We start from the raw sequence: 23897 nt of genomic DNA, 5'->3' as shown, positions 1-23897 counted from the left end.
GGACGGTGTCGTTCCGGTCAGTTCCGGCTGATCGCCGCCCGCGACCGGTCTCCTTGGGAGATCACGTACCGCGGCGGATGTTCATACAGGAGGATCGGGTCATGACAGCAATCGAGCGCTCCCGTGTCGTCGCGGTGGTCGGCGCCGGCACGATGGGACAGGGAATCGCCCAGGTGGCCCTCGTCGCCGGACATCCCGTGCGCCTCTACGACGTCCTGCCCGGCCGTGCCCAGCAGGCGGCCGACGCCGTCGGAGCCCGGCTGGACCGGCTGACGGAGAAGGGGCGGCTGGACGCGGACGCCCGCGACAGCGCCAAGGCCCGGCTGCTGCCCGCCGCGGAACTGTCCGAGCTCGCGGACGCCGCTCTCGTCGTCGAAGCCGTCCTGGAGCAACTGACGGTCAAACAGGAGCTGTTCGCGGCGCTGGAGCACATCGTCGGCGACGACTGCCTGCTCGCCACCAACACCTCCTCCCTCTCCGTCACGGCCGTCGCGGGCGCCCTGCGCCGCCCCGGCCGCTTCGTCGGCCTGCACTTCTTCAACCCCGCGCCGCTCCTGCCGCTGGTCGAGGTCGTCAGCGGGCACGCGACCGAGGAGAGCGCGGCCACGCGCGCCCGGGAAACGGCGGCCGCGTGGGGCAAGACGCCCGTGCGCTGCGCCGACACCCCGGGCTTCGTCGTGAACCGCGTCGCCCGCCCCTACTACGCCGAGGCGCTGCGCCTGTACGAGGAGCGGGCCGCCGACCCCGCGACCATCGACGCCGTCCTGCGCGAGTGCGGCGGCTTCCGGATGGGCCCCTTCGAACTGACCGATCTCATCGGCCAGGACGTCAACGAGGCGGTCACGCGCTCCGTCTGGGAGTCCTTCTTCCAGGACGTGCGCTTCACGCCCTCCCTGGCCCAGCGGCGCCTGGTGGAGTCGGGCCGGCTCGGCCGCAAGTCGGGCCGGGGGTGGTTCTCCTACGAGGACGGCGCCCCCGCGCCCGAACCGCTGACCGCACCGCCCGCCGACCCGCCGCCGTCCGTGGTCGTCCAGGGCGAGCTGTTCGCCGCGGCGGCGCTGCCCGGGATGATCGAAGAGGCCGGGATCGAGGTCATACGTAAAGAGGACGCCGTTCCCGGATACCCCGGCTGGCTCGAACTGCCCTGCGGCACCCGCCTCTTCCTCACCGACGGTGAGGCGGCGGACTCGTCCGACCTGCGGCTGATCCACTTCGACCTCGCGCACGACTACCGCGCCGCGACCCGGATAGCCCTCGCGCCGTCCGCCACGGTGCCCGAGGAGTCCGTCGTCGCGGCCGTGGGCCTCTTCCAGGCGCTCGGCAAGCAGGTCAGTGTGATCGCGGACGTCCCCGGCATGATCGTGGGCCGCACGGTCGCCATGCTCGTCGACTTCGCGCTCGACGCCTTGGCGCGCGGTGTCGCGTCCGCCGATGACATCGACACCGCGATGCGGCTCGGCGTGAACTACCCGCGCGGGCCGCTCGACTGGGTGGCGGAGCTGGGGGCCGACCGGACGCTCTACCTGCTGGAGCGGCTGCACGAGGAGTATCCGTCGGGCCGGTACGCCGCCTCGCAGGCGCTGCGCCGCCTCGCCGCCGCCGAGGCCGCGTCGGCGGCCGGCGCCGCGCCGGAAGGGGCGGGCTCATGACCACCGCCAAGCGGGACACCTACACCCCCGAGACACTGCTCACGGTCGCCGTCGGCGTCTTCATCGAGCGCGGCTACGACGGCACCTCCATGGAGCATCTGTCGAAGGCCGCCGGTATCTCCAAGTCCTCCATATACCACCATGTCTCGGGCAAGGAGGAGCTGCTGCGCCGGGCGGTCAGCCGGGCCATCGACGGCCTCTTCGGGATCCTCGACGAGCCGGACGCCGGGCGGGGCCGGGCCATCGAGCGGGTCGAGTACGTGACGCGCCGCACCGTCGAGGTCCTGATGGCGGAGCTGCCTTATGTGACTCTGCTGCTGCGGGTCCGGGGCAACACCAGGACCGAGCGCTGGGCCATGGAGCGGCGGCGCGAGTTCGACCAGCGGGTCGCGGGCCTGCTGAAGGCGGCGGCGGCCGACGGCGACCTCCGCGCGGACATGGATATCCGGCTGGCGACGCGGCTGCTCTTCGGCATGATCAATTCGCTCGTGGAGTGGTACCGGCCGCAGCCGGGCGGCGGCTACGACAGTGACCAGGTCGCCGAGACGGTCGTACGGATGGCGTTCGACGGGCTCCGCGGGGAATCTTCGTAGCACCCGTACGGCGCTCGGGCCGCCCCCTGCTTCTCAGGGCGTGGGCGGGCCCGGAGGGTCCAAGTCGGTCTCCTCGAAGACCAGCAGGGTGCGGGTGGACAGCACCTCGGGGATCGACTGGAGCCGGGTCAGGACCAGCTCCCGCAGCGTCCGGTTGTCCGGCGCGTGGACCAGCAGCAGCACGTCGAAATCGCCGCTGACCAGGGCGATGTGCGTGGCGCCCGGCAGTTCCTGGAGCTGTTCGCGCACCGTGCGCCAGGAGTTCTGCACGATCTTGAGCGTGATGTACGCGGAGGCCCCCTGACCTGCCCGTTCGTGGTTGATCCTGGCGCCGAACCCGCGGATGACGCGGTCCTCGACGAGCCGGTTGATCCGGGCGTACGCGTTGGCGCGCGAGACATGGACGCGCTCGGCCACCGACCGTATCGAGGCGCGGCCGTCCGTCTGGAGGATGCGCAGGATGTCGTGGTCGATCGCGTCGAGCGGCCGGGCAGGCGGCTCCCGCTGCCCGGTCCGCTCCCAGTCCTCGGCCATTTGTTCAGCCGCCATGTCCCCCACCTCTCCACTCTTGGACACCCTGTGCCCATCACAGGCTGTGCAGAACCGTTTGTCCACAGGCTGAAGGCGCCGGTAGCCAAAATGCCGCGCAAACCGAACAATCGGTAGGTGAGGCGCGCCACACTCACGCGCCGCCCAGCCCGCTCCCATGGAGGAGGTGCACGCGTTGAAGAAGAGCAGCACGACGGTCCAGGAGCCCCCGGGGCCCGTCGTCCACCGGCCCACCCCGCCCCCGGCGTGGCAGCCCCGTACGGACCCCGCCCCGTTGCTCCCCGACCCCGAGCCGTATCGCGTACTGGGCACGGAAGCGGTGACGGACGCCGATCCCGAGCTGCTGCGGCGGCTCTATGCGGAGCTGGTCCGCGGCCGTCGGTTCAACGCGCAGGCCACCGCCCTCACCAAGCAGGGCCGACTGGCCGTCTACCCGTCGAGCACCGGCCAGGAGGCCTGCGAGGTCGCCGCGGCCCTGGTGCTCCAGGAGCAGGACTGGCTCTTCCCCAGCTACCGCGACACCCTCGCCGTGGTGGCGCGCGGCCTTGACCCCGTCCAGGCCCTCACCCTGCTGCGCGGCGACTGGCACACCGGATACGACCCGCGCGAGCACCGCATCGCCCCGCTCGCCACCCCGCTGGCCACCCAGCTCCCGCACGCCGTCGGGCTGGCGCACGCCGCGCGCCTCAAGGGTGACGACGTGGTCGCGCTCGCCCTGGTCGGCGACGGAGGCACCAGCGAGGGCGATTTCCACGAGGCGCTGAACTTCGCCGCCGTATGGAAGGCGCCCGTCGTCTTCTTCGTGCAGAACAACGGCTTCGCCATCTCCGTCCCGCTCGCCAAGCAGACCGCGGCGCCGTCGCTGGCCCACAAGGCCGTCGGCTACGGAATGCCCGGCAGGCTGGTCGACGGGAACGACGCCCCGGCGGTGCACGCTGTCCTCACCGAGGCCGTGCGGCGGGCCAGGAGCGGCGGCGGCCCGACGCTCGTCGAGGCCGTCACCTACCGCATCGAGGCTCATACGAACGCGGACGACGCGACGCGTTACCGCGGCGACGGCGAGGTCGAGGCGTGGCGCGCCCACGACCCCGTCCGGCTGCTGGAGCACGAGCTGACGGAGCGCGGGATGCTCGACGGGGACGGGATCAGGAAGGCCGCCGACGACGCCGACGCGATGGCCGCGCGGCTGCGCGACCGGATGAACGCCGAGCCGGAGCTGGACCCCATGGACCTCTTCGCGCACGTCTACGCGGAGCAGACGGCGCAACTGCGCGAGCAGGCGGCCCAGTTGCGGGCCGAGCTGGACGCTTCGGACGAGCCGGCCGACGCGGGACAGGGGGAGGCGCGATGACCACCGTCGCCTCCAGGGCCCCCAGGACCGACCTTGCGGCGAAGCCGGCCACCATGGCGCAGGCGCTGCGGCGCGCGATGCGCGACGCGATGGCCGATGACCCGGCCGTGCACATCCTCGGTGAGGACGTCGGCACGCTCGGCGGGGTCTTCCGGGTCACCGACGGACTCGCAGCCGAGTTCGGCGAGGACCGCTGCACGGACACGCCGCTGGCCGAGGCCGGGATTCTCGGCACGGCCGTCGGCATGGCGATGTACGGGCTGCGGCCCGTCGTGGAGATGCAGTTCGACGCCTTCGCCTATCCGGCGTTCGAGCAGCTGGCCAGCCATGTCGCCAAGATGCGCAACCGCACGCACGGTGCGCTGCCGCTGCCGATCACCATCCGGGTGCCGTACGGCGGCGGGATCGGCGGCGTCGAGCACCACAGCGATTCCTCAGAGGCGTACTACATGGCAACGCCCGGCCTGCATGTCGTCACCCCGGCGACGGTCGAGGACGCGTACGGGATGCTCAGGGCCGCCATCGCCTCCGACGATCCGGTGGTCTTCCTGGAGCCCAAGCGGCTGTACTGGTCGAAGGCGCGGTGGTCGCCCGAGGCACCGGTGGTGGTGGAGCCGATCGGCCGGGCCGTCGTGCGGCGTACGGGACTGAGCGCCACCCTCGTCACGTACGGCCCCTCCCTCACCGTCTGTCTGGAGGCGGCGGAGGCCGCCCGCGCGGAGGGCTGGGACCTGGAAGTGGTCGACCTGCGCTCGCTGGTGCCCTTCGACGACGAGACGGTCGTCGCCTCTGTACGGCGCACGGGGCGCGCGGTGGTCGTCCACGAGTCCAACGGTTTCGGCGGGCCCGGCGGGGAGATCGCCGCCCGGATCAATGAGCGCTGCTTCCACCATCTGGAGGCACCGGTCCTGCGGGTCGCCGGATTCGACATCCCGTATCCGCCGCCGATGCTGGAACAGCACCATCTGCCGGGTGTGGACCGGGTGCTGGACGCGGTCGCGCGGCTTCAGTGGGAGGCGGACAGCTGATGGCCCAGGTGCTCGAATTCAAGCTGCCGGATCTCGGTGAGGGCCTGACCGAGGCCGAGATCGTCCGCTGGCTGGTGGCGGTCGGCGACGTCGTCGCCATCGACCAGCCGGTCGTCGAGGTCGAGACGGCCAAGGCGATGGTGGAGGTCCCCTGCCCGTACGGGGGCGTGGTGACCGCGCGGTACGGCGAGGAGGGCACGGAGCTGCCGGTCGGCGCGCCGCTGCTGACGGTGGCGGTCGGGGCCTCGGAGCCTGCCGCCGGCCCCCCGGCGGATTCGGGCACCGGTACGGGCGCCGAGGGGGTTCCGGCCGCCGGGTCCGGTCCGGCCGAGACGTCCGGGAACGTGCTGGTCGGGTACGGCACGGGTGCTCCGGCCGCCCGGCGGCGCCGGGTCCGCCCCGCGACGGTCGTCGCCGCGGCACCGGCAGCTCCGGCCGCCCCCGTCGCACTCGCCGATCCGCTGCCGACGGCGGCGCCGGCAGCGGCAGCGGCGCCCGCACCTGAGCGGTCCGGGCCCGTGCCGGTCATCTCGCCGCTGGTGCGGCGGCTGGCCAGGCAGAACGGGCTCGACCTCCGGGCGCTGGACGGATCGGGCCGGGACGGGCTGATCCTGCGGTGCGACGTCGAGCAGGCGATCGAGCGGATCGAGCAGCAGGCCGCACGAACAGCGGCGCCCTCCGCTCCCGCCTCACCTTCCGCATCAGCCTCCCCCACCACCGCCTCCGGCGCGGTCACCGAGCGCGTACCGCTGCGCGGTGTGCGCGGCGCGGTCGCCGACAAGCTCAGCCGCAGCCGGCGCGAGATCCCCGAGGCGACCTGCTGGGTCGACGCGGACGCGACGGAACTGCTGGCGGCCAGGGCCGCCGCCAACGCGGCCGGCGGGCCGAAGATCTCCCTCATCGCCCTGCTGGCGCGGATCTGCACGGCGGCGCTCGCGCGCTTCCCGGAGCTCAACTCCACGGTGGACATGGAGGCCAGGGAGATCGTCCGCCTGCGCGACGTCCATCTCGGCTTCGCCGCGCAGACCGACCGCGGGCTGGTCGTCCCCGTCGTAAGGGACGCGCGGAACCGTTCGGCGGAGTCCCTGAGCGCGGAGTTCGCCCGGCTCACGGAGGCCGGCCGGACCGGGAAGCTGACCCCCGGCGATCTGACGGGCGGCACGTTCACGCTGAACAACTACGGCGTGTTCGGCGTCGACGGCTCCACGCCGATCATCAACCACCCCGAGGCCGCGATGCTCGGCGTCGGCCGTATCGTCGCCAAACCCTGGGTGCACCAAGGCGAGTTGGCGGTACGCCAGGTCGTCCAGCTCTCCCTCACCTTCGACCACCGAGTGTGCGACGGCGGCACGGCGGGCGGCTTCCTGAGGTACGTGGCGGACTGTGTGGAACAGCCGGCGGTGCTGCTGCGCACGCTGTAGGCCACGCCCGGGTGGACCGCGCCCGGCACGGGGCCCAGGATCACGGTCCGCACCGGCCAGGATCACGGTCCGCACCGGTCAAGATCACGGTCGTACATCACGGTCCGACATCACATGCGTCGGACACCCGATCGCGGACCATACTTCAGCCATGACCATGACCGCCCATGACGCCATCGTGCTCGCCGGAGGTGCCGCGAAGCGGCTCGGCGGAATCGACAAGCCCGCCGTCAGCGTCGGCGGCCGGGCGCTGCTCGACCGGGTGCTCGGAGCCTGCGGCGATGCCGCGCGGACCGTGGTCGTGGGCGGCCGGCGGCCCACGGCGCGGCCGGTGCGCTGGGCACGCGAGGAGCCGCCGGGCGGCGGCCCGGTCGCCGCGCTCGACGCGGGCGTACGGCAGGTCGACGCGGACACCGTGCTCGTGCTCTCCGCCGACCTGCCCTTCCTGACACGGCAGACGACGCACCGGCTCCTGGACGTACTCGCCGCGGACGCCGCACGCGAGGGCGCGCTACTCACCGACGCGGACGGCCGCGACCAGCCGCTGGTCGCGGCGTACCGCACGGAGCCGCTGCGCCGCGAGATCGCCCTCCTCGCCACCGAGTACGGCAGCCTCGCCGGGCTGCCGCTCCGACTGCTGACCAGTGAACTCGACCTCGCCCGTGTCGCCGCGGACACCGACCCGCTCGCATCCTTCGACTGCGACACCTGGGAAGACATCTCCACGGCGCGCGCACGCATCAGGGAGCATGGAACCGTGCTGGACGAATGGATTACCGCAGTCAAGGACGAACTCGGCCTCGAACTCGACGTCGACATCAAGGTCCTGCTCGATCTCGCCCGCGACGCCGCGCACGGTGTGGCCCGGCCGGCCGCGCCGCTGACGACCTTTCTGGTCGGGTACGCGGCGGGCCGTGCGGCGGCCGGCGGCGGAGGTCCCGAGGCGGTGGCAGAGGCGTCCCGGAAGGCCACGGTGCTCGCCCTGCGCTGGGCCGAGGAGACGGACGCGACGGACGGCAAGGCCGAGGGCGGCGGCAAGGCCGAGGGGGCCGAGGCCGGATGACGGCCCAGGACCCCGAGGTGGACGGCGTCGAGGACGTCCTCGCGCTGTTCGGCAGGCAGCCGGACGCGGGCCCGGGAGACCGGTCCGGCGCCGACTCGCACCACGGATCCGGCCACAGCTCCGCGCCGGTGAAGCCCGAAGGCAGGGGCAGGCACCACGCCACCCCGTGGGCCGATGCCCGTGCTATCGCGGCTCGTTCGGGCCGTACGGCGGCCACCGCCCCCAAGACCTCCACCACCCCCAAGACCCCCACCGCGACCACCACCCGCACCCGGCGCGTCCCCCTCGAACAGGCCCTGGGGCATGTCCTTGCCGAGCCCCTGACCGCCCTCACCGACCTGCCGTCCTTCGACACTTCCGCGATGGACGGCTGGGCGGTGTCCGGACCGGGCCCCTGGTCCCTAGGACCGGCGGACCCCGACGCCCTGGACCCCGACGACCCCGCGCCGGCCGCCCCCACCACCGGCATCCTCGCCGGGCACGCCGCCACCACCCCGCTCCCCGACGGCACAGCGGTACGGATCGCCACCGGCGCCCGGGTCCCGCCCGACACCACCGCCGTGATCCGCAGCGAGCACGCCCGCACCGACACCACCGGTCATCTCCACGCCGACCGCGAGGTGACCCACGGCCAGGACATCCGCCCCCGCGCCCAGGAGTGCCGCTCCGGCGACCAACTCCTGCCCGCCGGCGCCGTCGTGACCCCCGCGGTGCTCGGCCTGGCCGCCGCCGCCGGTTACGACGAACTGCTCACCGCCCGTCGCCCGACCGTCGACATCCTGGTCCTCGGCGACGAACTCCTCGTCCGCGGAATGCCCCACGACGGCCTCATCCGCGACGCGCTCGGCCCGATGATCGCGCCCTGGCTGCGCGCGCTCGGCGCCGAGGTCATCGACACCCGCCGGGTCGCCGACGACGAACGCGCCCTGTACCGCGCGGTCACCGAGTCCGAGGCCGATCTGGTCCTCACCACGGGCGGTACGGCCGGCGGTCCCGTCGATCATGTCCACCCCGTGCTCAGCAAGGCGGGCGCCGAACTGCTCGTGGACGGCGTCGCCGTACGCCCCGGCCACCCCATGCTGCTGGCCAGGCTCGCCTCCGGCCGCCATCTGGTGGGCCTCCCGGGCAATCCGCTCGCCGCCGTATCAGGACTGCTGACGCTGGCCGAGCCGCTGCTGCGGGCCCTGGGCGGACGGGCGCCGGCGCCCGCGTACCACGCGCCGGTACGGGACGAGGTGCACGGCCATCCCCAGGACACCCGGCTCGTGCCCTTCGTCCACCGCGACGACCGGCTCGTGCCGCTGCGCTACAACGGTCCCGCCATGCTGCGCGGCATCGCCGTCGCCGACGGGCTCGCGGTCGTCCCGCCGGGCGGCGCACGTCCGGGCGACGAGCTGGAGGTCCTCGACCTGCCCTGGGCCGCCTGGGGCGATGCCGCCGCCTCGATGGACGACGGGTGTTTCACGTGAAACTTCCCGGCCACGACGCCATGGCGCGTCATGCCGACGAACACCTGATCACCGGCCGGGTGAAGCTGCCGCGCCGGATCGTCGACCGGCCGCTGCGGCAGGTCAGCAAGCGGCTGTTGATGGCGCTGGGGGTACTGGCGACCACGGTCTTCATCGTCTGGATCGACCGCTCCGGTTACCACGACAACGCGGACGACTCGGTCGACTTCCTCGACGCCGTCTACTACTCCACCGTCACCCTCTCCACGACGGGTTACGGCGATATCGTCCCGTACAGCGACGCGGCCCGGCTCATCAACGTTGTGCTCGTGACACCGCTGCGCGTGCTCTTTCTGATCATCCTGGTCGGCACCACTCTTGAGGTCCTCACGGAGCGCACCCGGGAGGAGTGGCGGCTGAACCGCTGGAGGTCCAACTTGCGTGACCACACCGTCATCGTCGGCTTCGGCACCAAGGGCCGGTCGGCGATGCAGACCCTCTGCGCCACCGGGCTCAAGAAGGACCAGATCGTCATCGTCGACCCCAGCGCGAAGGTGATCGAGGCGGCCAACGCGGACGGATTCGTGGGCGTCATCGGCGACGCGACGCGCAGCGACGTACTGTTGCGGGCGGAACTCCAGCGGGCGCGGCAGGTGGTGATCGCCACTCAGCGCGACGACACGGCGGTACTGGTGGCGCTGACCGCGCGTCAGCTCAACCGCGGGGCGAAGATCGTCGCCGCCGTACGCGAGGAGGAGAACGCGCCGCTGCTGCGCCAGTCCGGCGCGGACGCCGTGATCACCAGCGCCAGCGCGGCGGGCCGGCTGCTCGGCCTCTCGGTGCTCAGCCCCGTCGCCGGCACGGTGATGGAGGACCTGATCCAGCAGGGCAGCGGTCTCGATCTCATCGAACGGCCGGTGATAAAGGCGGAGGTGGGGCGGAGCGTTCGGGAGACGGACGACCTGGTGGTCAGTGTCCTGCGTGGGCACCGCCTGCTGGGGTACGACGACCCGTCGGCCAGCCCGCTCCAGCTCACGGACCGGCTGATCACGATCGTACGGGCGGATCCCAACCCCGTGCAGAGCAAGTCGGACTGACCGGCCCGCCACCGGCCCCCACACGAATCCGGTCGAAATGAGCCCGAACCCGCGGGCGGTACTGCCGGGAGAGCCGGGGGGTAGCCTCCGACCATGTATGCGATCACGATTCCGGAACCCGGTGGCCCAGAGGCGCTCGTCTGGGCCGAAGTACCCGATCCCGTACTCGCCGAAGGCGAAGTCCTCGTCGACGTCGTGGCGAGCGCGGTCAACCGCGCCGATCTGCTGCAACGCCAGGGCTTCTACGACCCCCCGCCCGGCGCCTCCCCCTACCCCGGTCTGGAGTGCTCGGGCCGGATCTCCGCGCTGGGCCCCGGCACCGCGGGCTCCGGCTGGTCGGTCGGCGACGAGGTGTGCGCCCTGCTCTCGGGCGGCGGTTACGCCGAGAAGGTCGCCGTCCCCGTGGGCCAACTGCTCCCCATACCCGAGGGCGTGGACCTGGCGACGGCCGCCGGGCTCCCCGAAGTGACCGCCACCGTCTGGTCGAACGTCTTCATGATCGCCCATCTGCGGCCCGGCGAGACGCTGTTGGCGCACGGTGGCGCGAGCGGCATCGGCACGATGGCGATACAGCTCGCCAAGTCGGTCGGCGCGCGGGTCGCCGTCACGGCGGGCGGGCCCGAAAAACTCGCGCGCTGCGCCGAGTTGGGCGCGGACATCCTGATCGACTACCGCGAACAGGACTTCGTCGACGAGCTCAGGAAGGCCACGGACGGTGCCGGGGCGGATGTCATCCTCGACATCGTCGGCGCCAAGTATCTCGGCCGCAACGTGAAGGCCCTGGCCGTCAACGGCCGGCTCGCGGTGATCGGTCTCCAGGGCGGGCTGAAGGGCGAACTCAACCTGGCCGCCCTCCTGGGCAAGCGTGCCGCGATCACGGCGACGTCGCTGCGGGGACGTCCGGCCGGCGAGAAGGCGTCGATCATCGCCGCCGTACGGGAGCATGTCTGGCCGCTGATAGGCGCCGGGCAGGTGCGGCCCATCGTGGACCGCACCTTCCCGTTGTCGGAGGCGGCGAAGGCGCATTACGCGCTGGAGTCGGGCGACCATGTCGGCAAGATCCTGCTGCTGCGCCCGTAACGAGGACGGATTTCCCCGGTCGGTCTCCGAGACCCCTCGGAGACCGACCCCGACCGCCCGCGCCGGCCGACGGAAGTGTCAGAGATACGGCCCCGACCGGATCGCGCCGTGCGCGCCCGGGTCCTCGCCGTCGTCGCCGTCCTGCGAGGCACCCGGCGGCAGTGCCCGGCGCATCTGCTCCAACTGCGCACGCGCCGCCATCTGCTGGGCGAACAGCGCCGTCTGGATCCCGTGGAAGAGGCCCTCCAGCCAGCCCACCAACTGGGCCTGTGCGATGCGCAGTTCGGCCTCGGACGGAATGGCCTCGTCGGTGAACGGGAGCGAGAGCCGTTCCAGCTCGTCGACGAGCTCGGGCGCGAGTCCGTCCTCAAGCTCCTTCACCGAACCGGCGTGGATCTCCTTGAGCCGTACCCTGCTCGCCTCGTCCAGAGGAGCCGCCCGCACTTCTTCGAGCAGCTGCTTGATCATGCTGCCGATACGCATGACCTTCGCCGGCTGCTCGACCATCTCCGTCACCGGGATCTCGCGCGGCTCGTCGTCCCCGGGTCCGCCGCCGAGCGCCATCCCGTCCTGCCCCACCACGAGGACATGGGGGTTGCTCTCCTGCGACCGTTCGTTCCTCGGCATTTCCATACTTTCATTGTCTCGCACCTGGGTGCCGATGCGAGGTGAGCCCCCGTGGGAAAGCGAATCGCTTTCCCACGGGGGCTCACCTGTGCCCGCTGACCGGTGTCAGATCGCCGCCCTGCGCGCCAGCGCGCCTCGCGAGCGGGTGACCAGCGCGGCCAGGAGCGCCGCGCCGAGCGGGACCACGACGAGCAGTAGGCCCAGCGTCTCCCACGGGATGACCACCGGCACGAAGGGCGCCGTGGCCTGCTCACCGCTGGACCACCCCTCGTCCAGCATTTGCGCGTACATCTGGTCCTCCGCGCGGCGCTCGGTGAAGCGCAGCCCGATGGCGGGCAGAATCCCGGACGCCGAGCCGAGTACGACACCCATCGCGGCCACCACCCCGCACTGGAACCCGCTCAGCGCCTTGCGGACCCTGGGCGGCGCCCCGACGGCGGCGAGCGTCTTCAGGTCGGCCTCCGCGTCGGCCTGGGCGAGGCCCGTGGCGATACCGGCGGCGCCGATGGTGATCAGCCCCGCGAAGACGGCGAGTGCCAGCATCGTGGTGCTGTTCTCGGGGACGAAGCCCTTCTCGATGGTCAGCCAGGGATCGGCGCCCGTGTTGGCGAGCTCGCTGTTGAGCTTCTGCTGCTGCGCGTCGCTCGGCAGCTTCTCGGTGGTGAAGAAGGAACCGAACGGGACGGTCGTGATGCCCGCCTTCTCGGCCGCGTCCGGAGGCATGATCACCGTGACGCCATAGGTGTTCTCGCCGCCCGAGAACTGGTGGGCGGGGATCGCCTTGACGGTGCCCGGCCGCTTCGCGCCGTCCGACGCGCCCGCCTCTTCGGACTCCTCGGACTGGGCCGCGGTGGTGAGGCGGACGTCGATCGTCCCGTTGACGCCGCCCTTCGGCGCGACCACGGTGCCGCCCGCGTCGCCCTTCGCCCCGCCCTTGTCCTTGTCCTTGCCGGCACCCTCAGGAGTGAAGATCCGCTTGCTGAAGGAGACCGCCCGCCCGTTGGCCAGCGCCTCGCTCGCCTCCGGATTGTTGATCTCCAGCACCTTGAGCAGCTTGTCGTCACCGACCAGGATCTCGCCGGCCGAGCTGCCGAGGCCGGTGAGGTCCTGGACGCAGCGCCAGTCCGTGGCGAGCTTGCGCTTCTCGGCCTTGGAGAACTTCTCCGTCGGGTCCTCGCCCGACTCGTCGTACGACCGGAGCGGGCACTCGTACGCCTTGGGCGTGACGAGCTCGTACATTCCGCACTCCTCGCCTTCCCCGTACATGGAGCAGCTCTTCGTGCCGACCACGACACGGTCCACATCGGCCCGTACGTCCGTAGGCAGCAGCTTCCGTACGTCCTCCCGCATCGACGGGACGTCCACGGCGGACTCCGGGGACAGGATCGCGACCGCGCCGTACGGCAACTCCGGCTCGTACCGGGCCTCGGCCTGGGCGTCGGAGCTGGCCGAGTACGTCGCCACGGCAACCGTTCCCGCGACCGCCGCGAGCACCGCCGCCACGGCCGGAGCCGTACGGCCCCGGTTACGTACGGAATCCCGCAGCGCGAGCCGCGGCGAGAGCGGCAGCCACCGGCCGATCCGTCCGAAGAGGCCCACGAGGGCGGGCGTCAGCGCCACCACACCGAGCTCCGCGAGCGCACTGCCGCCCGCGACGATCATGGCCTGGTCCGACACGGTCGAGCCGTACAGCGCGATGCCCGCGCCGAGTACGACGGCGCCCAGGCCCACCATCGGCAGCACCCTGCTGCTTCTGCGGATGCCACGGCGCCCGGTGAGGGAGGCGACGACGGTCTGCCGGGACGCGGTCACGGCCGGCACGATCGCGGCCAGCAGACCGGTGACGACCGCGACCAGCGCGATCCCGATCAGCTCCAGCGGACGCAGGTCGAAGCTGCCGAAGCGCCTGCCGAGCACACCTTCGAGCACCGGCTGGAGCGCGAAGGTCAGGACGATGCCCAGCACCGTGCCGACCACGGCGGCGACCGCGCCGATCACCAGGCCGCCGCTGAGGACGATGGCCCTGATGTGGTGCCGGTCGCCGCCGTTGGCGCCGACCAGGCCGAGCTGGCGGCGGGAGCGGCGGGCGCCGACGGCGAACGCGGGGCCCGCCAGCAGGCAGATCTCCAGCATCGCGAGGCCGACGATGGTGCTGATGATGGCGAGCTCGGTGGCGTTGGCGGAGCCGCTCCCGCGGTCGGTCGCGCCCTCCTTCGCGTACAGCGCCACGTCCGAGTCCGGCGGCGGATCGAGCACCACCGCGCGCGAAGTGACCGTGGCGCCCTTGGCGTTGGTCTCCTTGACCATGTTCCATGTGAAACCGGCGTCGCCGGGGACCGAGGTCAGATAGGTGCTGAACGTATCGGTGCCGGGCAGCTCCGCGGCGGCCAGCGCCTTGTCGAGCGGGGCCAGCAGCGCGCCGGGAAGAGCGTTGACCTGGGTGGTGCCCAGGTCGTTCGGCACCTCGTACGCGCCGACGATCCGGTACGCGGCGTCGAGTCCGCGAGCCGTGAGCTTCGAACCGACGTGCAGTCCGCTGCTCTCCAGGAAAGCGTTGGTCGCGGCGACCTCGCCGGCCTTCTTCGGGAACCGGCCGCGGTCGAGGACCATGATGCCCTCGGCCATCGGGTCCGCCGCCTTCAGCTCCCGGACCGAGGTGCTCAGCAGTCCGTGGGTCGTCCTGAGCTTGGCGGTGCCCTCCGAGTCGATGAGGGACTTCGCGCCTGCCGGAAGGGCGGAGGCGATGTCCGTCTCGCCCTCGGGCCACGGCTCGTCGTCGCCGTAGCTCTTCACCGGCTGGTAGTTGTCACCCTTGGGGTTCTGCATGAGGGGAACCCCGCCCATACGCGGGTCGTTGACGCGGGCGTCGGCCCGCCCCAGGTCGCGGTCCAACTGCTGGGCGGGGCTGAGGTCCGCGCTGCGCAGGGTCAGGTCGGCGGCGCTCACACCGAGGATCGGCAGGGCGAGCATGGCGAGGACGAGGAAGCTGCGTCCCTTGAAGCGCCAGGCGTCACGGCGGGCTATGCGGATCGCGGCGCGCCAGGAGTGGTACCAGTTCTTCACCGTTCGGCCGCCTGGCCCGTGAGCAGCGAGTCGGCCTGGCTGCGGAGGGTCTGGTCGACGACGGCGCCGTCCCGGAGGAAGACCACGCGGTCGGCCCAGGCCGCGAAGCGCGGCTCGTGCGTGACCAGGACGCCGGCCGCCCCCGCGTCGCAGCGGCTGCGCAGCAGGGCGAGCACGGATTCGCCGGTCTCGGAGTCGAGGGCGCCGGTGGGCTCGTCCGCCAGGACGAGGCGGCGGTCGCCGACGAGCGCGCGGGCGATGGCCACGCGCTGCTGCTGGCCGCCGGACATCTCGTCCGGGAAGCGGTCGGCGAGGTCGCCGAGTTCCATCTCGCGCAGCGCGGCGACGGCCTCGCCCCTGGCCTTGCGGGCGGAGGTGCCGTCGAGCTCGCGGGGGAGGGCGACGTTCTCGGCGGCGGTGAGGGCCGGGATGAGGTTGTAGTCCTGGAAGACGTAACCGATGCTGCGGCGCCGCAGCGCGGCGATCTGCTTGCGGTCCGCGGTGGTGAGGTCGGTGTTCTCGACGATCACCTGGCCCGATGTCGGGGTGTCGAGACCGCCGGCGATGGTGAGCAGCGTGGACTTGCCGGAGCCTGACGGGCCCATGACGGCGACGAGTTCGCCGGGGAAGACGTCGAGGTTGATCCCGCGCAGGGCGTGGACCTCGGTGGCGCCACTGCCGTGGACGCGGGTCAGGTCCTTGAGTTGGAGCACGGGATGCGGTGCCTGGTCAGGCATGGGTGGTCCCCCTTGGGTGCGGATCTGGTGCGCAGACGCGTCGGTGGGTGGGTCTGTGGTGTGTGTGGTGCATGTGGTGGGTGGGGTGTCAGCGGTTTCTGGAGCGGCCGGAGCCGGCCCGGGAGGCGCCGGGCTGCCGGGCCGGCTGATCGGTGGTCCCGTCGGCGGTCCCGGTCGCGGTCCCGGCGGCGGCCCCCTCGGCGGTCCCGGCGGCGCTCTCCTCTTCCTTCTTCCGCCGCTTCTCCTTCTGCGCGTTCAGCAGCGAGAGCCGGACGAGCCGGGCCTCGCAGTGGTCGAGCCAGCGCGCCTCGGCCTCGGTCTGGAAGATGAGCTGTTCGAGGACGAGCAGCCATGCCACGTCGTCCCGGTTGTCCGGCGAGACGTCGGTGGCCTGGGCCTTGAGCCGGGTGTAGTCCTGCATCGCCTGCACGGTGTGGTGGCGCTGGGACTGGATCACGTCGCGGATGTCGATCCCGGGTGCGCCGACGGCCATCGCGAGCTTGATGGCGAGCTCGTCGCGCGGTGGACTGCGCCGGTCGACCGGTGACCGGAACCAGTTCCGCAGCTCATCGCGACCGGCGTCCGTCATCGCGTAGAGCGCGTGGCCGGCTTCGTCCTCACCGTCCTGGACGACCATCCCGTCGCGCTCCAGACGGTTGAGCGTCGTATAGACCTGACCGACGTTCAGGGGCCAGGTGGCGCCGGTACGGGATTCGAACTCCGTACGGAGCTGGGAGCCGTAGCGCGGTCCCGATTCGAGGAGGGCCAGCAGCCCGTGGCGGATCGACATACTCAGTATGTATACCCAGTATGGATTCGACGGCAAGGGCCTTGAGAGGGACGTGACAGGTCCGTCGTAAGGAGGAGGTAAGGGCGACGCGGGATGTACGAGAGTGGTAAACGGCCAGGTCAGAGGTGGTACGTGAGGGCGTCGGCGGATGGTCGGTGTCAGTGTCGCCGGAGTCTCAGGCCCAGAAAACCGATGCCGAGGCCCATCAGTGCCATCCCGACCCCGAGAGTCAGCGCGGGGACGGCGCGGGCGACCGGCTGGGCGACCGCCTGGCTGTTCTGCTCCTGTGCGGAGGCGTCGTGAGGGGGTGTACGGGGTGGGACCGGTCCCTCTTCCGAGGCATCGAAGTCGTCCGACAGGAGCTCTTCGTCGCGGAGTTCACCCTCGTCCGGGTCGCCCTGCTCGCGCTCGGGTTTCCCGCTCGGGGACTGCTGCCTGTGCGGCTCGGCCGAGGCGGGCGCGGAACGGGTGGGGGACGGCGAAGCGGAACGGGACGAAGGTCTTCCGCTCGTACCGCTGGGCGACATCAGCACGGTGGGATCCGCGGACACGGTGCCGACACCGGACGACGGCACCTCACCACTCGCGCCGGTGGCGGTCGCCGGGTTCGTCCGCCCTGGCCGGGGCCGCCCCTGCCCGGCCTCGTTCCCCGCCAGCGAGGAGGTGGCGCCCGGCGACCGCGACGGTTCCGCGCGCGGGGATTCGCGGTCCTCGGCGAACGCGAGGGACGCGCTTGTCAGCAGAGAGGCGAGTATGAGCGCGACGGCGATGGCAAGCGCGAGCGCGCGGGAGGAACGGAGCCGTGCGTGGAGCCGAGACATCACCGACTCAGCGTCACATGCGGTGACAGAAGCGGCATCTCGGCGGGAGCCGGGCGTCCCGGCGGCCGTACACTCCCGCGCGGACGCCCCGCGCGGGCGCCGTCACGGCCCCTCCGGACCGGGGCCTTCCGCGGGCGCCGGCCGTCGAACTCCCGACCGCCAATCCCCGGCCCTCAGCCCCCCGGCCGTCAGAATCGCGCCCGCGCCGTCGGCTACTCCGGGTTGCCGGTGGAGATCTTGAGCTCGAACTCCTGGTCCTTGGGCAGCACCGCCGCGCTCTGGCGCGGGTACTGATCGACCACGATGTCCTTCGCCTGAGTGGGGTCGTTGACCTCGGTCACCGTCCACGTCCACCCCGCGGACCGCAGGCACTCCTTCACCGAGAGGATGTCCTTGTAACGCAGGTCGGGCGCCTGGACCTTGGTCGGGTCCACCCCGTCCTCGTACGCGTCCGAGCACTTCTCCTTGTCGATGACGCGGTTGCGCTCCGGCGGCCGGTGGCCCTCCACCGCCGAGCCGCTCGGTTTGGCCTCCGAGCCGCCCTTCCCGTCGTCGCCGTTCTGAGTCAGCGCGAACGTCAGGCCCGCGATCGCCGCGACCGCGACCACGATCGAGCCGACGATCACCGGCATGTTCCGCCTGCTGCCGCGGCCGTTGCCACCACCGCCGTGGCCCCCGTGCCCGCCGTGCCCCGGGCCCATCGGGGGCTGCGGGGACATCGAGTACGTGGGTGCCGGGGTCTGGTAGCCCTGGTTGGGCTGCGGCGGGTAGCCGTACGTAGGAGGCGGTGTCTGCATCGGCGCCGGGGTCGGCGGGCCGTACGCCCCCGGCTGGTACGGCGTCTGCACGCCGCCCTGCGGCGGCTGCGTCCCCTGGTCGACCGGCGGGAAGACCGCCGAGCCCACACCCGCGCCGCTCACCGACGGGGCGCCCTGCACGATCACCGGAGCCCCGGTGTGGCCCTGCGGAAGCACCCGCGCGCACTCGTCGCGCATCGCGGCCGCGCTCGGGAACCGCTCGTTCGGGTTCTTCTTCAGCGCCCGCGCGACGAGCGCGTCCATCGCGGGAGTGAGCGAGCGGTTGATCGAGGAGGGCGCGACCGGCTCCTCCTGCACATGCGCGTACGCGATCGCCAGCGGCGAGTCGGCCTCGAAGGGGAGCCGGCCCGTCAGCAGCTGGAAGAGCATGATGCCGACCGAGTACAGGTCGGAGCGGGCGTCGACGCCTCGCCCCAGCGCCTGCTCGGGCGAGAGGTACTGCGGCGTACCGACGACCATGCCGGTCTGCGTCATCGACGTGACGCCCGACTGCATGGCCCGCGCGATGCCGAAGTCCATCACCTTGACGACGCCGCGCTTGGTCATCATCACGTTGCCGGGCTTGATGTCGCGGTGGACCAGGCCCATCTCATGGCTGGTCTCCAGCGCGGCGAGCACGTCCGCCGTCACCTTCAGCGCGCGGTCCGCCGGCATCGCGCCGTACTGCTGGATGTCCGACTGGAGCACCGAGCCGAGCGGCTGCCCCTCCACGTACTCCATGACGATGTACGGCATGAGCGAGCCGTCCAGCTCGTCCTCACCGGTGTCGAAGACCGAGACGATGTTGGTGTGCGACAGTTTCGCGACGGCCTGGGCCTCGCGCCGGAAGCGTTCACGGAAGGACTGCTCACGGCCGAGCTCGGTGTGGAGCGTCTTGATGGCGACCTGCCGGTCGAGAGCCGCGTCGTACGCGAGGTAGACGGACGCCATGCCGCCCTCGCCGAGAAGGTCACGAAGCTGGTACCGGCCGCCCGCGACCGAACCGCCCGCGTAGCGGCCCTGTGCGCCGTCGTGGCTCATGACTGTGCTTCCCCCTCGGCGCGGCGACGCGGTGACTCAGTGCTTCGCGCTGATCCGTACTCACATGCTCCCGTATTTACGGGCCAAGTCTGCCGCAGGGCCCTGACACGTCAAGCGGGGTGCCCGTTCCGTGACCCTACGCACAACAAGCGTCTCGGAAGCGTTACAGGAAACGCATGGAATTTGCCCGTGCGTACGCGTAGCGGGTTTGATGACCGGTCCATCTCTGATCGGCGTGCCGCGCGAAGGCTGTAGCGTGACCGGCACAGCAACAATCCAGGATTCGTGGCGGCTCCTGGCCCCACACCTTCACCCATCCCAGGCACCACCGCGACCCCGCGCCCGCGCGCGGCACGCGCGGATAGATACGACGGCGAGGACTGATGGCACCCGAATCCGAAGCAGGCGGCGGCGGAGTGCCTGATGCTGGGGACTCATGGGGCGTCGGCGGGCTGGTCGGCGACGGCCGTTACCGGATGACGTACCGCCTCGGCCGGGGCGGTATGGCGGAGGTGTACGCGGCGGAGGACGTCCGGCTCGGCCGTACCGTGGCCGTCAAGCTGCTCCGCTCCGACCTCGCCGAGGACCCGGTCTCCAAGGCCCGCTTCACACGCGAGGCCCAGTCGGTGGCCGGTCTCAACCACCACGCCGTGGTGGCCGTGTACGACTCCGGTGAAGATGTCGTGGGCGGCCAGACCGTTCCGTACATCGTCATGGAGCTCGTCGAGGGCCGCACCATCCGCGATCTGCTGATCAACGCGGAGGCGCCGCCGCCGGAGCAGGCACTGATCATCGTCTCCGGTGTGCTCGAAGCGCTCGCGTACTCGCACCAGCACGGCATCGTGCACCGTGACATCAAGCCCGCGAACGTGATCATCACGCACGGCGGCGCGGTCAAGGTGATGGACTTCGGCATCGCCCGCGCCCTGCACGGCGCGCAGTCGACGATGACCCAGACCGGCATGGTCATGGGCACGCCGCAGTACCTCTCCCCCGAGCAGGCGCTCGGCAAGGCCGTCGACCACCGGTCCGACCTCTACGCCACGGGCTGTCTGCTCTACGAACTCCTGTCGCTGCGCCCGCCGTTCACCGGCGAGACGCCGCTCTCCGTCGTCTATCAGCACGTCCAGGACATCCCCGTCCCGCCGTCCGAGGTCTCGGACGTGGTGCCGCCGGAGCTGGACGGGCTGGTCATGCGCTCGCTCGCGAAGGACCCGGACGACCGGTTCCAGAGCGCCGAGGAGATGCGCGGCCTCGTCCAGTACGGCATGCAGATGCTCCAGCAGCAGGGCAGCCACGTCGGCACCTGGAACACCGGCCCCGTCGACATGCACGAGGGCGGCACCCCGGCGATGGGCGTCGCCGCCACGACCGCGCTCGGTCACCCGCCGCACGGCGACACCGCGCAGCGCCCGCTGCTGCCGCCGCAGAACCCGCACGACGGCGGTTACGACGGGGGCCACCACGGCAACGGGGGCGGGGGCCGCAGCAAGATGTGGCTGTTCGCGGTGCTCGCCGTGATCGCGATCGTCGCCGGCGCCGCGTACGCGCTGAACAACATTGCCGGCACGGACACCGGCAACAAGGACGACCAGAAGACCACGCAGAGCCCGCCCGCCACGCCGAGCGACAAGCCGACGAAGTCGGACGAGGAGTCGGCGCCGACCGACGACGAGCCGGACACCTCCACGGGCGGCAACCAGCAGCCGGACTACCCGCCGGACGACACCCCGACCGGGCAGCCGACGCCGTCCGAGACGCCGACGGACCCCCCGTCCTCGCCGGATCCGGGTGACGACGAGGGGGCGACGGAGGGCACCACCGAGGGTGGCGGCGACGTGGAGGGCACCGAGGGCACGACCGAGGGGACGACGGAAGGTACGACCGAGGGCACGACGGAGGGCACGACCGAGGGCACGACGGAAGGCAGCACGGGGACGACTGAGGGCGTCGTCGAGGGTGCCGCGGCCGGCGGGGAGGGTGGTCCGTAGCGGGACCGGACCCGGCCGGTGGCCGGTCCTCAATCGCCGGACGGGCTGGAAGTCACCCCGTGAACGCCTCGCGCACGTCTTCGTACCTCCGCGTCCACCAGACCGCCAGGGCCGACACCGCAGGGAACTGCGAGTCGGCCCTTCGGTCGTCCAGCTGGTAGCGCCAGCGCAGTATCCAGAAGTCGTTCAGCCGCTCCCACCACACCCGGTGGACGGCCGCGGCCAGTTCACCGGCGTCGGCCCCGGCCGCGAGCCGGTAGGCGCGCGCGTACGCCCGTACCTTCCCAAGGTCCAGCTCCCCCGACGGCTGTACGAAGAAGATCGCCGCCGCCCGGACCGCCTCCTCGGCGCGCGGCTGGACGGACAGCCGGTCCCAGTCGACGATCGCTGCGGGCTCGGTGCCCCGGTAGAGCAGGTTCAGCGGGTGGAAGTCGCCGTGCACCCACCCGGTGGCCGTCTCGGCGCCCGGTGGCGGGCGGTGGTGGGCGTGGCTCTCCAGGAGCGTGCGGCGCTCCCGGAGCCGGTGTTCGGCGAGGGCGTCGAAGCCGTCGCGCGGGGTGCGCCCGCGGGCGAGGGCCAGCAGTTCTTCGATGAGCGCGAAGGTGTCCTCGGGGGCGGCGCTGTCGTACGCGTCGTCGTAGGCGAGGTGGCACTTCACCGACTCCATGACCTGTTCCAGACAGATGTGTACGACTCCGAGTAACGACCCGAGCCGCCCCGACGTGGCGGGGGTCAGCTGGGCGCCGGTGCGGTGCCGGCCGTCGACCCACGGATGCAGGGCGTAGCAGTGGCCGCCGACGACGGCGACGGTGCCGCCCTCGGTGTCCTGTACGGGCGGTACCACGGGTACGCCGAGGGCCTGGAGCCGCCGGGTGGCGCGGTGCTGGCGGGCGATGGACTCGTGGTCGCCGTCGAGGTGGTGCTTGAGGAAGTAGGACCCGTGGGTGGTGGTGAGCCGGTAGCCGCGGTTCAGCAGGCCCTGGGCGACGGGCCGGCAGGACAGGGGCTCGCCGCCGCGCTTGTAGCGTCGGAGCAGGTCACCGAGGGGGAGGAGACCGAAGGGCTGGTCCGCCACGGGGGGAGCGGTCGCGACATCGGGCGGGGTCGCAGTCGTTGCAGATGAGCGCGGCACCCGTCAGATGATAGATCACGCTGCGTGTTGATTGTGTCGCGGTCCGCTGTCGGTCTTGGTCGCGGCCCCGCTCTCGGTCCTGTTCTCGGCTCCGGTCCCGGCCGCCGGGCCCTCCGTCGCGTCCTCCGGCTTGTATTTCAGCACGTGCACGGTCGCGAACTGCGGCGTCATGCTCATATAGACGGCATCGAACGGTTCGCCGTCGACGTCGTGCGGCCCCGGCCCGAAGAGCGCCAGCTCGTCGTCCGTCGGCCTGACCATGTTCGCGGTGCCGGTGAACTGGACCGACCAGAGGTCGGGCTCGCCGGTGTTGAAGTTGTCGGCGCCGTACGCGACCACGCTGCCGCTGCACGCCCGGTGGTAGCCCATCCCCCGGTGCATCCGCAGGACGACGCTGTCATCCAGGACGATGTGACGGGCGGGGGCCACGAAGGGCATCGCCCGCATGCTCGTCGCCACCCGTCCGTACCGGACCCGGTTGAGCAGCTCGATGGCGCGCAGATGATCGGTGGACATGGCTCCCACTCTCTGTCACCGATCGTCCACAGAACAGGGGAGCCCGCCCCGGATACATGGGACCTTGGTCCTTATCTGGCCTTTAGGGAACCCGGGCAGGTGGAGGCCCTTCGACAGGTTTCAGCGCTGCTCGGCCTGGATTCTGGCCACGTACGCGGCTGCCTGCGAGCGTCGCTCCATCCCCAGCTTGGACAGCAAGCTGGAGACGTAGTTCTTGATCGTCTTCTCGGCGAGATGCAGCCGCTCGCCGATGGCGCGGTTGGTCAGGCCCTCGCCGATCAGATCCAGGATCTTGCGCTCCTGCTCGGTGAGGTTCGCCAGCTTCTCGTCACCCTTGGGGGTGTTGCCCTCGCGGAGCCGCTGGAGCACCCGCGCGGTGGCGACCGGGTCCAGCAGGGAGCGGCCCGCGGCCACGTCCCGTACGGCGGTCAGCAGCTCGTCGCCGCGGATGGCCTTGAGTACATAACCCGAGGCGCCGGCCATGATCGCGTCGAAGAGCGCCTCGTCGTCGGAGAACGAGGTGAGCATAAGGCACTTGATGCTCTCGTCCCTGGCCCGGATCTCACGGCAGACCTCCACCCCGCTGCCATCCGGCAGCCGTACGTCGAGCACCGCGACATCGGGCCGGGTCGCCGGGATTCTGGCCAGCGCGTCCTGAGCCGTACCCGCCTCGCCGACGACCTCGATGTCGGGCTCGACGGCGAGCAGCTCATGGACGCCTCGCCGGACGACCTCGTGGTCGTCAAGAAGAAATACGGTGATTTTTCCCTCTTCAGGCACGACATCAGTCAAACACACATACCCCTATCCCCGCCCCGGGCCGCCGGGATAACGTGCCGTTGTTCCGGCGGCCTGCAAGGCTGTGACCAGTGGTTGTACCCGACTTTTTCGATTTACTTGGAAATCCAAGCAAAATTGCAGGTCAGGGGGGTTTCGCAGGAATGCGACCCACTGGGTAACGTGCCTGTGACAGGGCGCTCGCCGGGGCACCTGTCACGCCTGTCCCGGCCGGGCCGCACCCACCCCGTGCACACGTCCGGAAGCAGGCGGAGCCGCACTGGTTCCCGGCGGATCCCGGGGACCGGACCGACGGAGGAGCACGC

At 71.6% G+C, this 23897-nt stretch carries 20 protein-coding genes; 10 read left to right on the top strand and 10 right to left on the bottom strand.

Features of this window, described 5'->3' with window-relative positions; all coding sequences use genetic code 11:
• The first annotated feature begins 101 nt into the window (after window positions 1–101).
• Together OIE74_RS18465 and OIE74_RS18460 are read left to right on the top strand one after the other, a co-directional pair.
• A complete protein-coding gene (locus OIE74_RS18465; protein ID WP_329384817.1) occupies window positions 102–1649 on the top strand; it encodes a 3-hydroxyacyl-CoA dehydrogenase in 1548 nt (515 codons plus the stop codon).
• Entirely contained in the window at window positions 1646–2242 is a 597-nt protein-coding gene (locus OIE74_RS18460; RefSeq protein WP_329384814.1) for a TetR/AcrR family transcriptional regulator, read from the top strand. The genes OIE74_RS18465 and OIE74_RS18460 overlap by 4 nt, the downstream gene beginning before the upstream one ends.
• A gap of 33 nt (window positions 2243–2275) precedes the next feature.
• On the opposite strand, the gene OIE74_RS18455 is transcribed toward OIE74_RS18460, so the two are convergent.
• On the bottom strand, window positions 2276–2791 hold the full coding sequence (locus tag OIE74_RS18455; protein ID WP_329384811.1) for an Lrp/AsnC family transcriptional regulator: 516 nt from the start codon (window positions 2789–2791) through the stop codon (window positions 2276–2278).
• A 157-nt stretch (window positions 2792–2948) separates the two neighbouring features.
• Between OIE74_RS18455 and pdhA the strand changes: the two genes are divergently transcribed.
• The 7 genes from pdhA (at window position 2949) to OIE74_RS18420 (ending at window position 11279) form a co-directional block, all read left to right on the top strand.
• Window positions 2949–4142, top strand: coding sequence for a pyruvate dehydrogenase (acetyl-transferring) E1 component subunit alpha (gene pdhA, locus OIE74_RS18450; protein WP_329384808.1), 1194 nt, complete (start codon window positions 2949–2951; stop codon window positions 4140–4142).
• Complete coding sequence (locus OIE74_RS18445) at window positions 4139–5170, top strand: alpha-ketoacid dehydrogenase subunit beta (protein WP_329384806.1); 1032 nt, start codon at window positions 4139–4141, stop codon at window positions 5168–5170. The genes pdhA and OIE74_RS18445 overlap by 4 nt, the downstream gene beginning before the upstream one ends.
• Entirely contained in the window at window positions 5170–6591 is a 1422-nt protein-coding gene (locus tag OIE74_RS18440; RefSeq protein WP_329384803.1) for a dihydrolipoamide acetyltransferase family protein, read from the top strand. The genes OIE74_RS18445 and OIE74_RS18440 overlap by 1 nt, the downstream gene beginning before the upstream one ends.
• Before the next feature lie 157 nt (window positions 6592–6748).
• Window positions 6749–7654, top strand: a complete 906-nt coding sequence (locus tag OIE74_RS18435) for a DUF6457 domain-containing protein (RefSeq protein ID WP_329392345.1) — start codon at window positions 6749–6751, stop codon at window positions 7652–7654.
• Window positions 7651–9123 (top strand): molybdopterin molybdotransferase MoeA, encoded by a 1473-nt coding sequence (locus tag OIE74_RS18430; protein WP_329384801.1) that lies wholly within the window; start codon window positions 7651–7653, stop codon window positions 9121–9123. Before OIE74_RS18435 ends, OIE74_RS18430 begins: the two co-directional genes overlap by 4 nt.
• A gap of 20 nt (window positions 9124–9143) precedes the next feature.
• On the top strand, window positions 9144–10199 hold the full coding sequence (locus OIE74_RS18425) for a potassium channel family protein (protein WP_329392344.1): 1056 nt from the start codon (window positions 9144–9146) through the stop codon (window positions 10197–10199).
• A 93-nt stretch (window positions 10200–10292) separates the two neighbouring features.
• Complete coding sequence (locus OIE74_RS18420) at window positions 10293–11279, top strand: NAD(P)H-quinone oxidoreductase (RefSeq protein ID WP_329384799.1); 987 nt, start codon at window positions 10293–10295, stop codon at window positions 11277–11279.
• Between the two features lie 78 nt (window positions 11280–11357).
• On the opposite strand, the gene OIE74_RS18415 is transcribed toward OIE74_RS18420, so the two are convergent.
• The 6 genes from OIE74_RS18415 to OIE74_RS18390 all read right to left on the bottom strand — a co-directional run bounded on the left by OIE74_RS18415 (window position 11358) and on the right by OIE74_RS18390 (window position 19155).
• A complete protein-coding gene (locus OIE74_RS18415) occupies window positions 11358–11912 on the bottom strand; it encodes a bacterial proteasome activator family protein (RefSeq protein WP_329384796.1) in 555 nt (184 codons plus the stop codon).
• 99 nt (window positions 11913–12011) lie between these two features.
• Window positions 12012–14969, bottom strand: a complete 2958-nt coding sequence (locus tag OIE74_RS18410) for an FtsX-like permease family protein (RefSeq protein ID WP_329384793.1) — start codon at window positions 14967–14969, stop codon at window positions 12012–12014.
• A complete protein-coding gene (locus OIE74_RS18405) occupies window positions 14966–15706 on the bottom strand; it encodes an ABC transporter ATP-binding protein (protein ID WP_329384790.1) in 741 nt (246 codons plus the stop codon). The genes OIE74_RS18410 and OIE74_RS18405 overlap by 4 nt, the downstream gene beginning before the upstream one ends.
• Window positions 15707–15794: 88 nt before the next feature.
• Complete coding sequence (locus OIE74_RS18400; protein WP_329384787.1) at window positions 15795–16496, bottom strand: PadR family transcriptional regulator; 702 nt, start codon at window positions 16494–16496, stop codon at window positions 15795–15797.
• 158 nt (window positions 16497–16654) lie between these two features.
• A complete protein-coding gene (locus OIE74_RS18395; RefSeq protein ID WP_329384784.1) occupies window positions 16655–17317 on the bottom strand; it encodes a hypothetical protein in 663 nt (220 codons plus the stop codon).
• Between the two features lie 212 nt (window positions 17318–17529).
• Complete coding sequence (locus OIE74_RS18390; protein ID WP_329384781.1) at window positions 17530–19155, bottom strand: protein kinase domain-containing protein; 1626 nt, start codon at window positions 19153–19155, stop codon at window positions 17530–17532.
• A gap of 383 nt (window positions 19156–19538) precedes the next feature.
• Between OIE74_RS18390 and OIE74_RS18385 the strand changes: the two genes are divergently transcribed.
• Window positions 19539–21146 (top strand): protein kinase domain-containing protein, encoded by a 1608-nt coding sequence (locus OIE74_RS18385; protein WP_329384779.1) that lies wholly within the window; start codon window positions 19539–19541, stop codon window positions 21144–21146.
• A 52-nt stretch (window positions 21147–21198) separates the two neighbouring features.
• Here OIE74_RS18385 and OIE74_RS18380 read toward each other — a convergent pair whose 3' ends face one another.
• The 3 genes from OIE74_RS18380 to OIE74_RS18370 form a co-directional block, all read right to left on the bottom strand.
• A complete protein-coding gene (locus OIE74_RS18380; protein ID WP_329384776.1) occupies window positions 21199–22221 on the bottom strand; it encodes a phosphotransferase in 1023 nt (340 codons plus the stop codon).
• Window positions 22222–22293: 72 nt separating this feature from the next.
• Complete coding sequence (locus OIE74_RS18375; RefSeq protein WP_329384773.1) at window positions 22294–22794, bottom strand: pyridoxamine 5'-phosphate oxidase family protein; 501 nt, start codon at window positions 22792–22794, stop codon at window positions 22294–22296.
• A gap of 120 nt (window positions 22795–22914) precedes the next feature.
• Window positions 22915–23574 carry a response regulator transcription factor gene (locus OIE74_RS18370; RefSeq protein WP_329384770.1) on the bottom strand — a complete coding sequence of 220 codons (660 nt, stop codon included), beginning with the start codon at window positions 23572–23574 and terminating at the stop codon, window positions 22915–22917.
• Between the last annotated feature and the right edge of the window lie 323 nt (window positions 23575–23897).

Source organism: Streptomyces sp. NBC_01716 (genome assembly GCF_036248275.1).
GTDB lineage: Bacteria > Actinomycetota > Actinomycetes > Streptomycetales > Streptomycetaceae > Streptomyces.
This window is presented reverse-complemented; position numbering and strand designations above follow the sequence as displayed.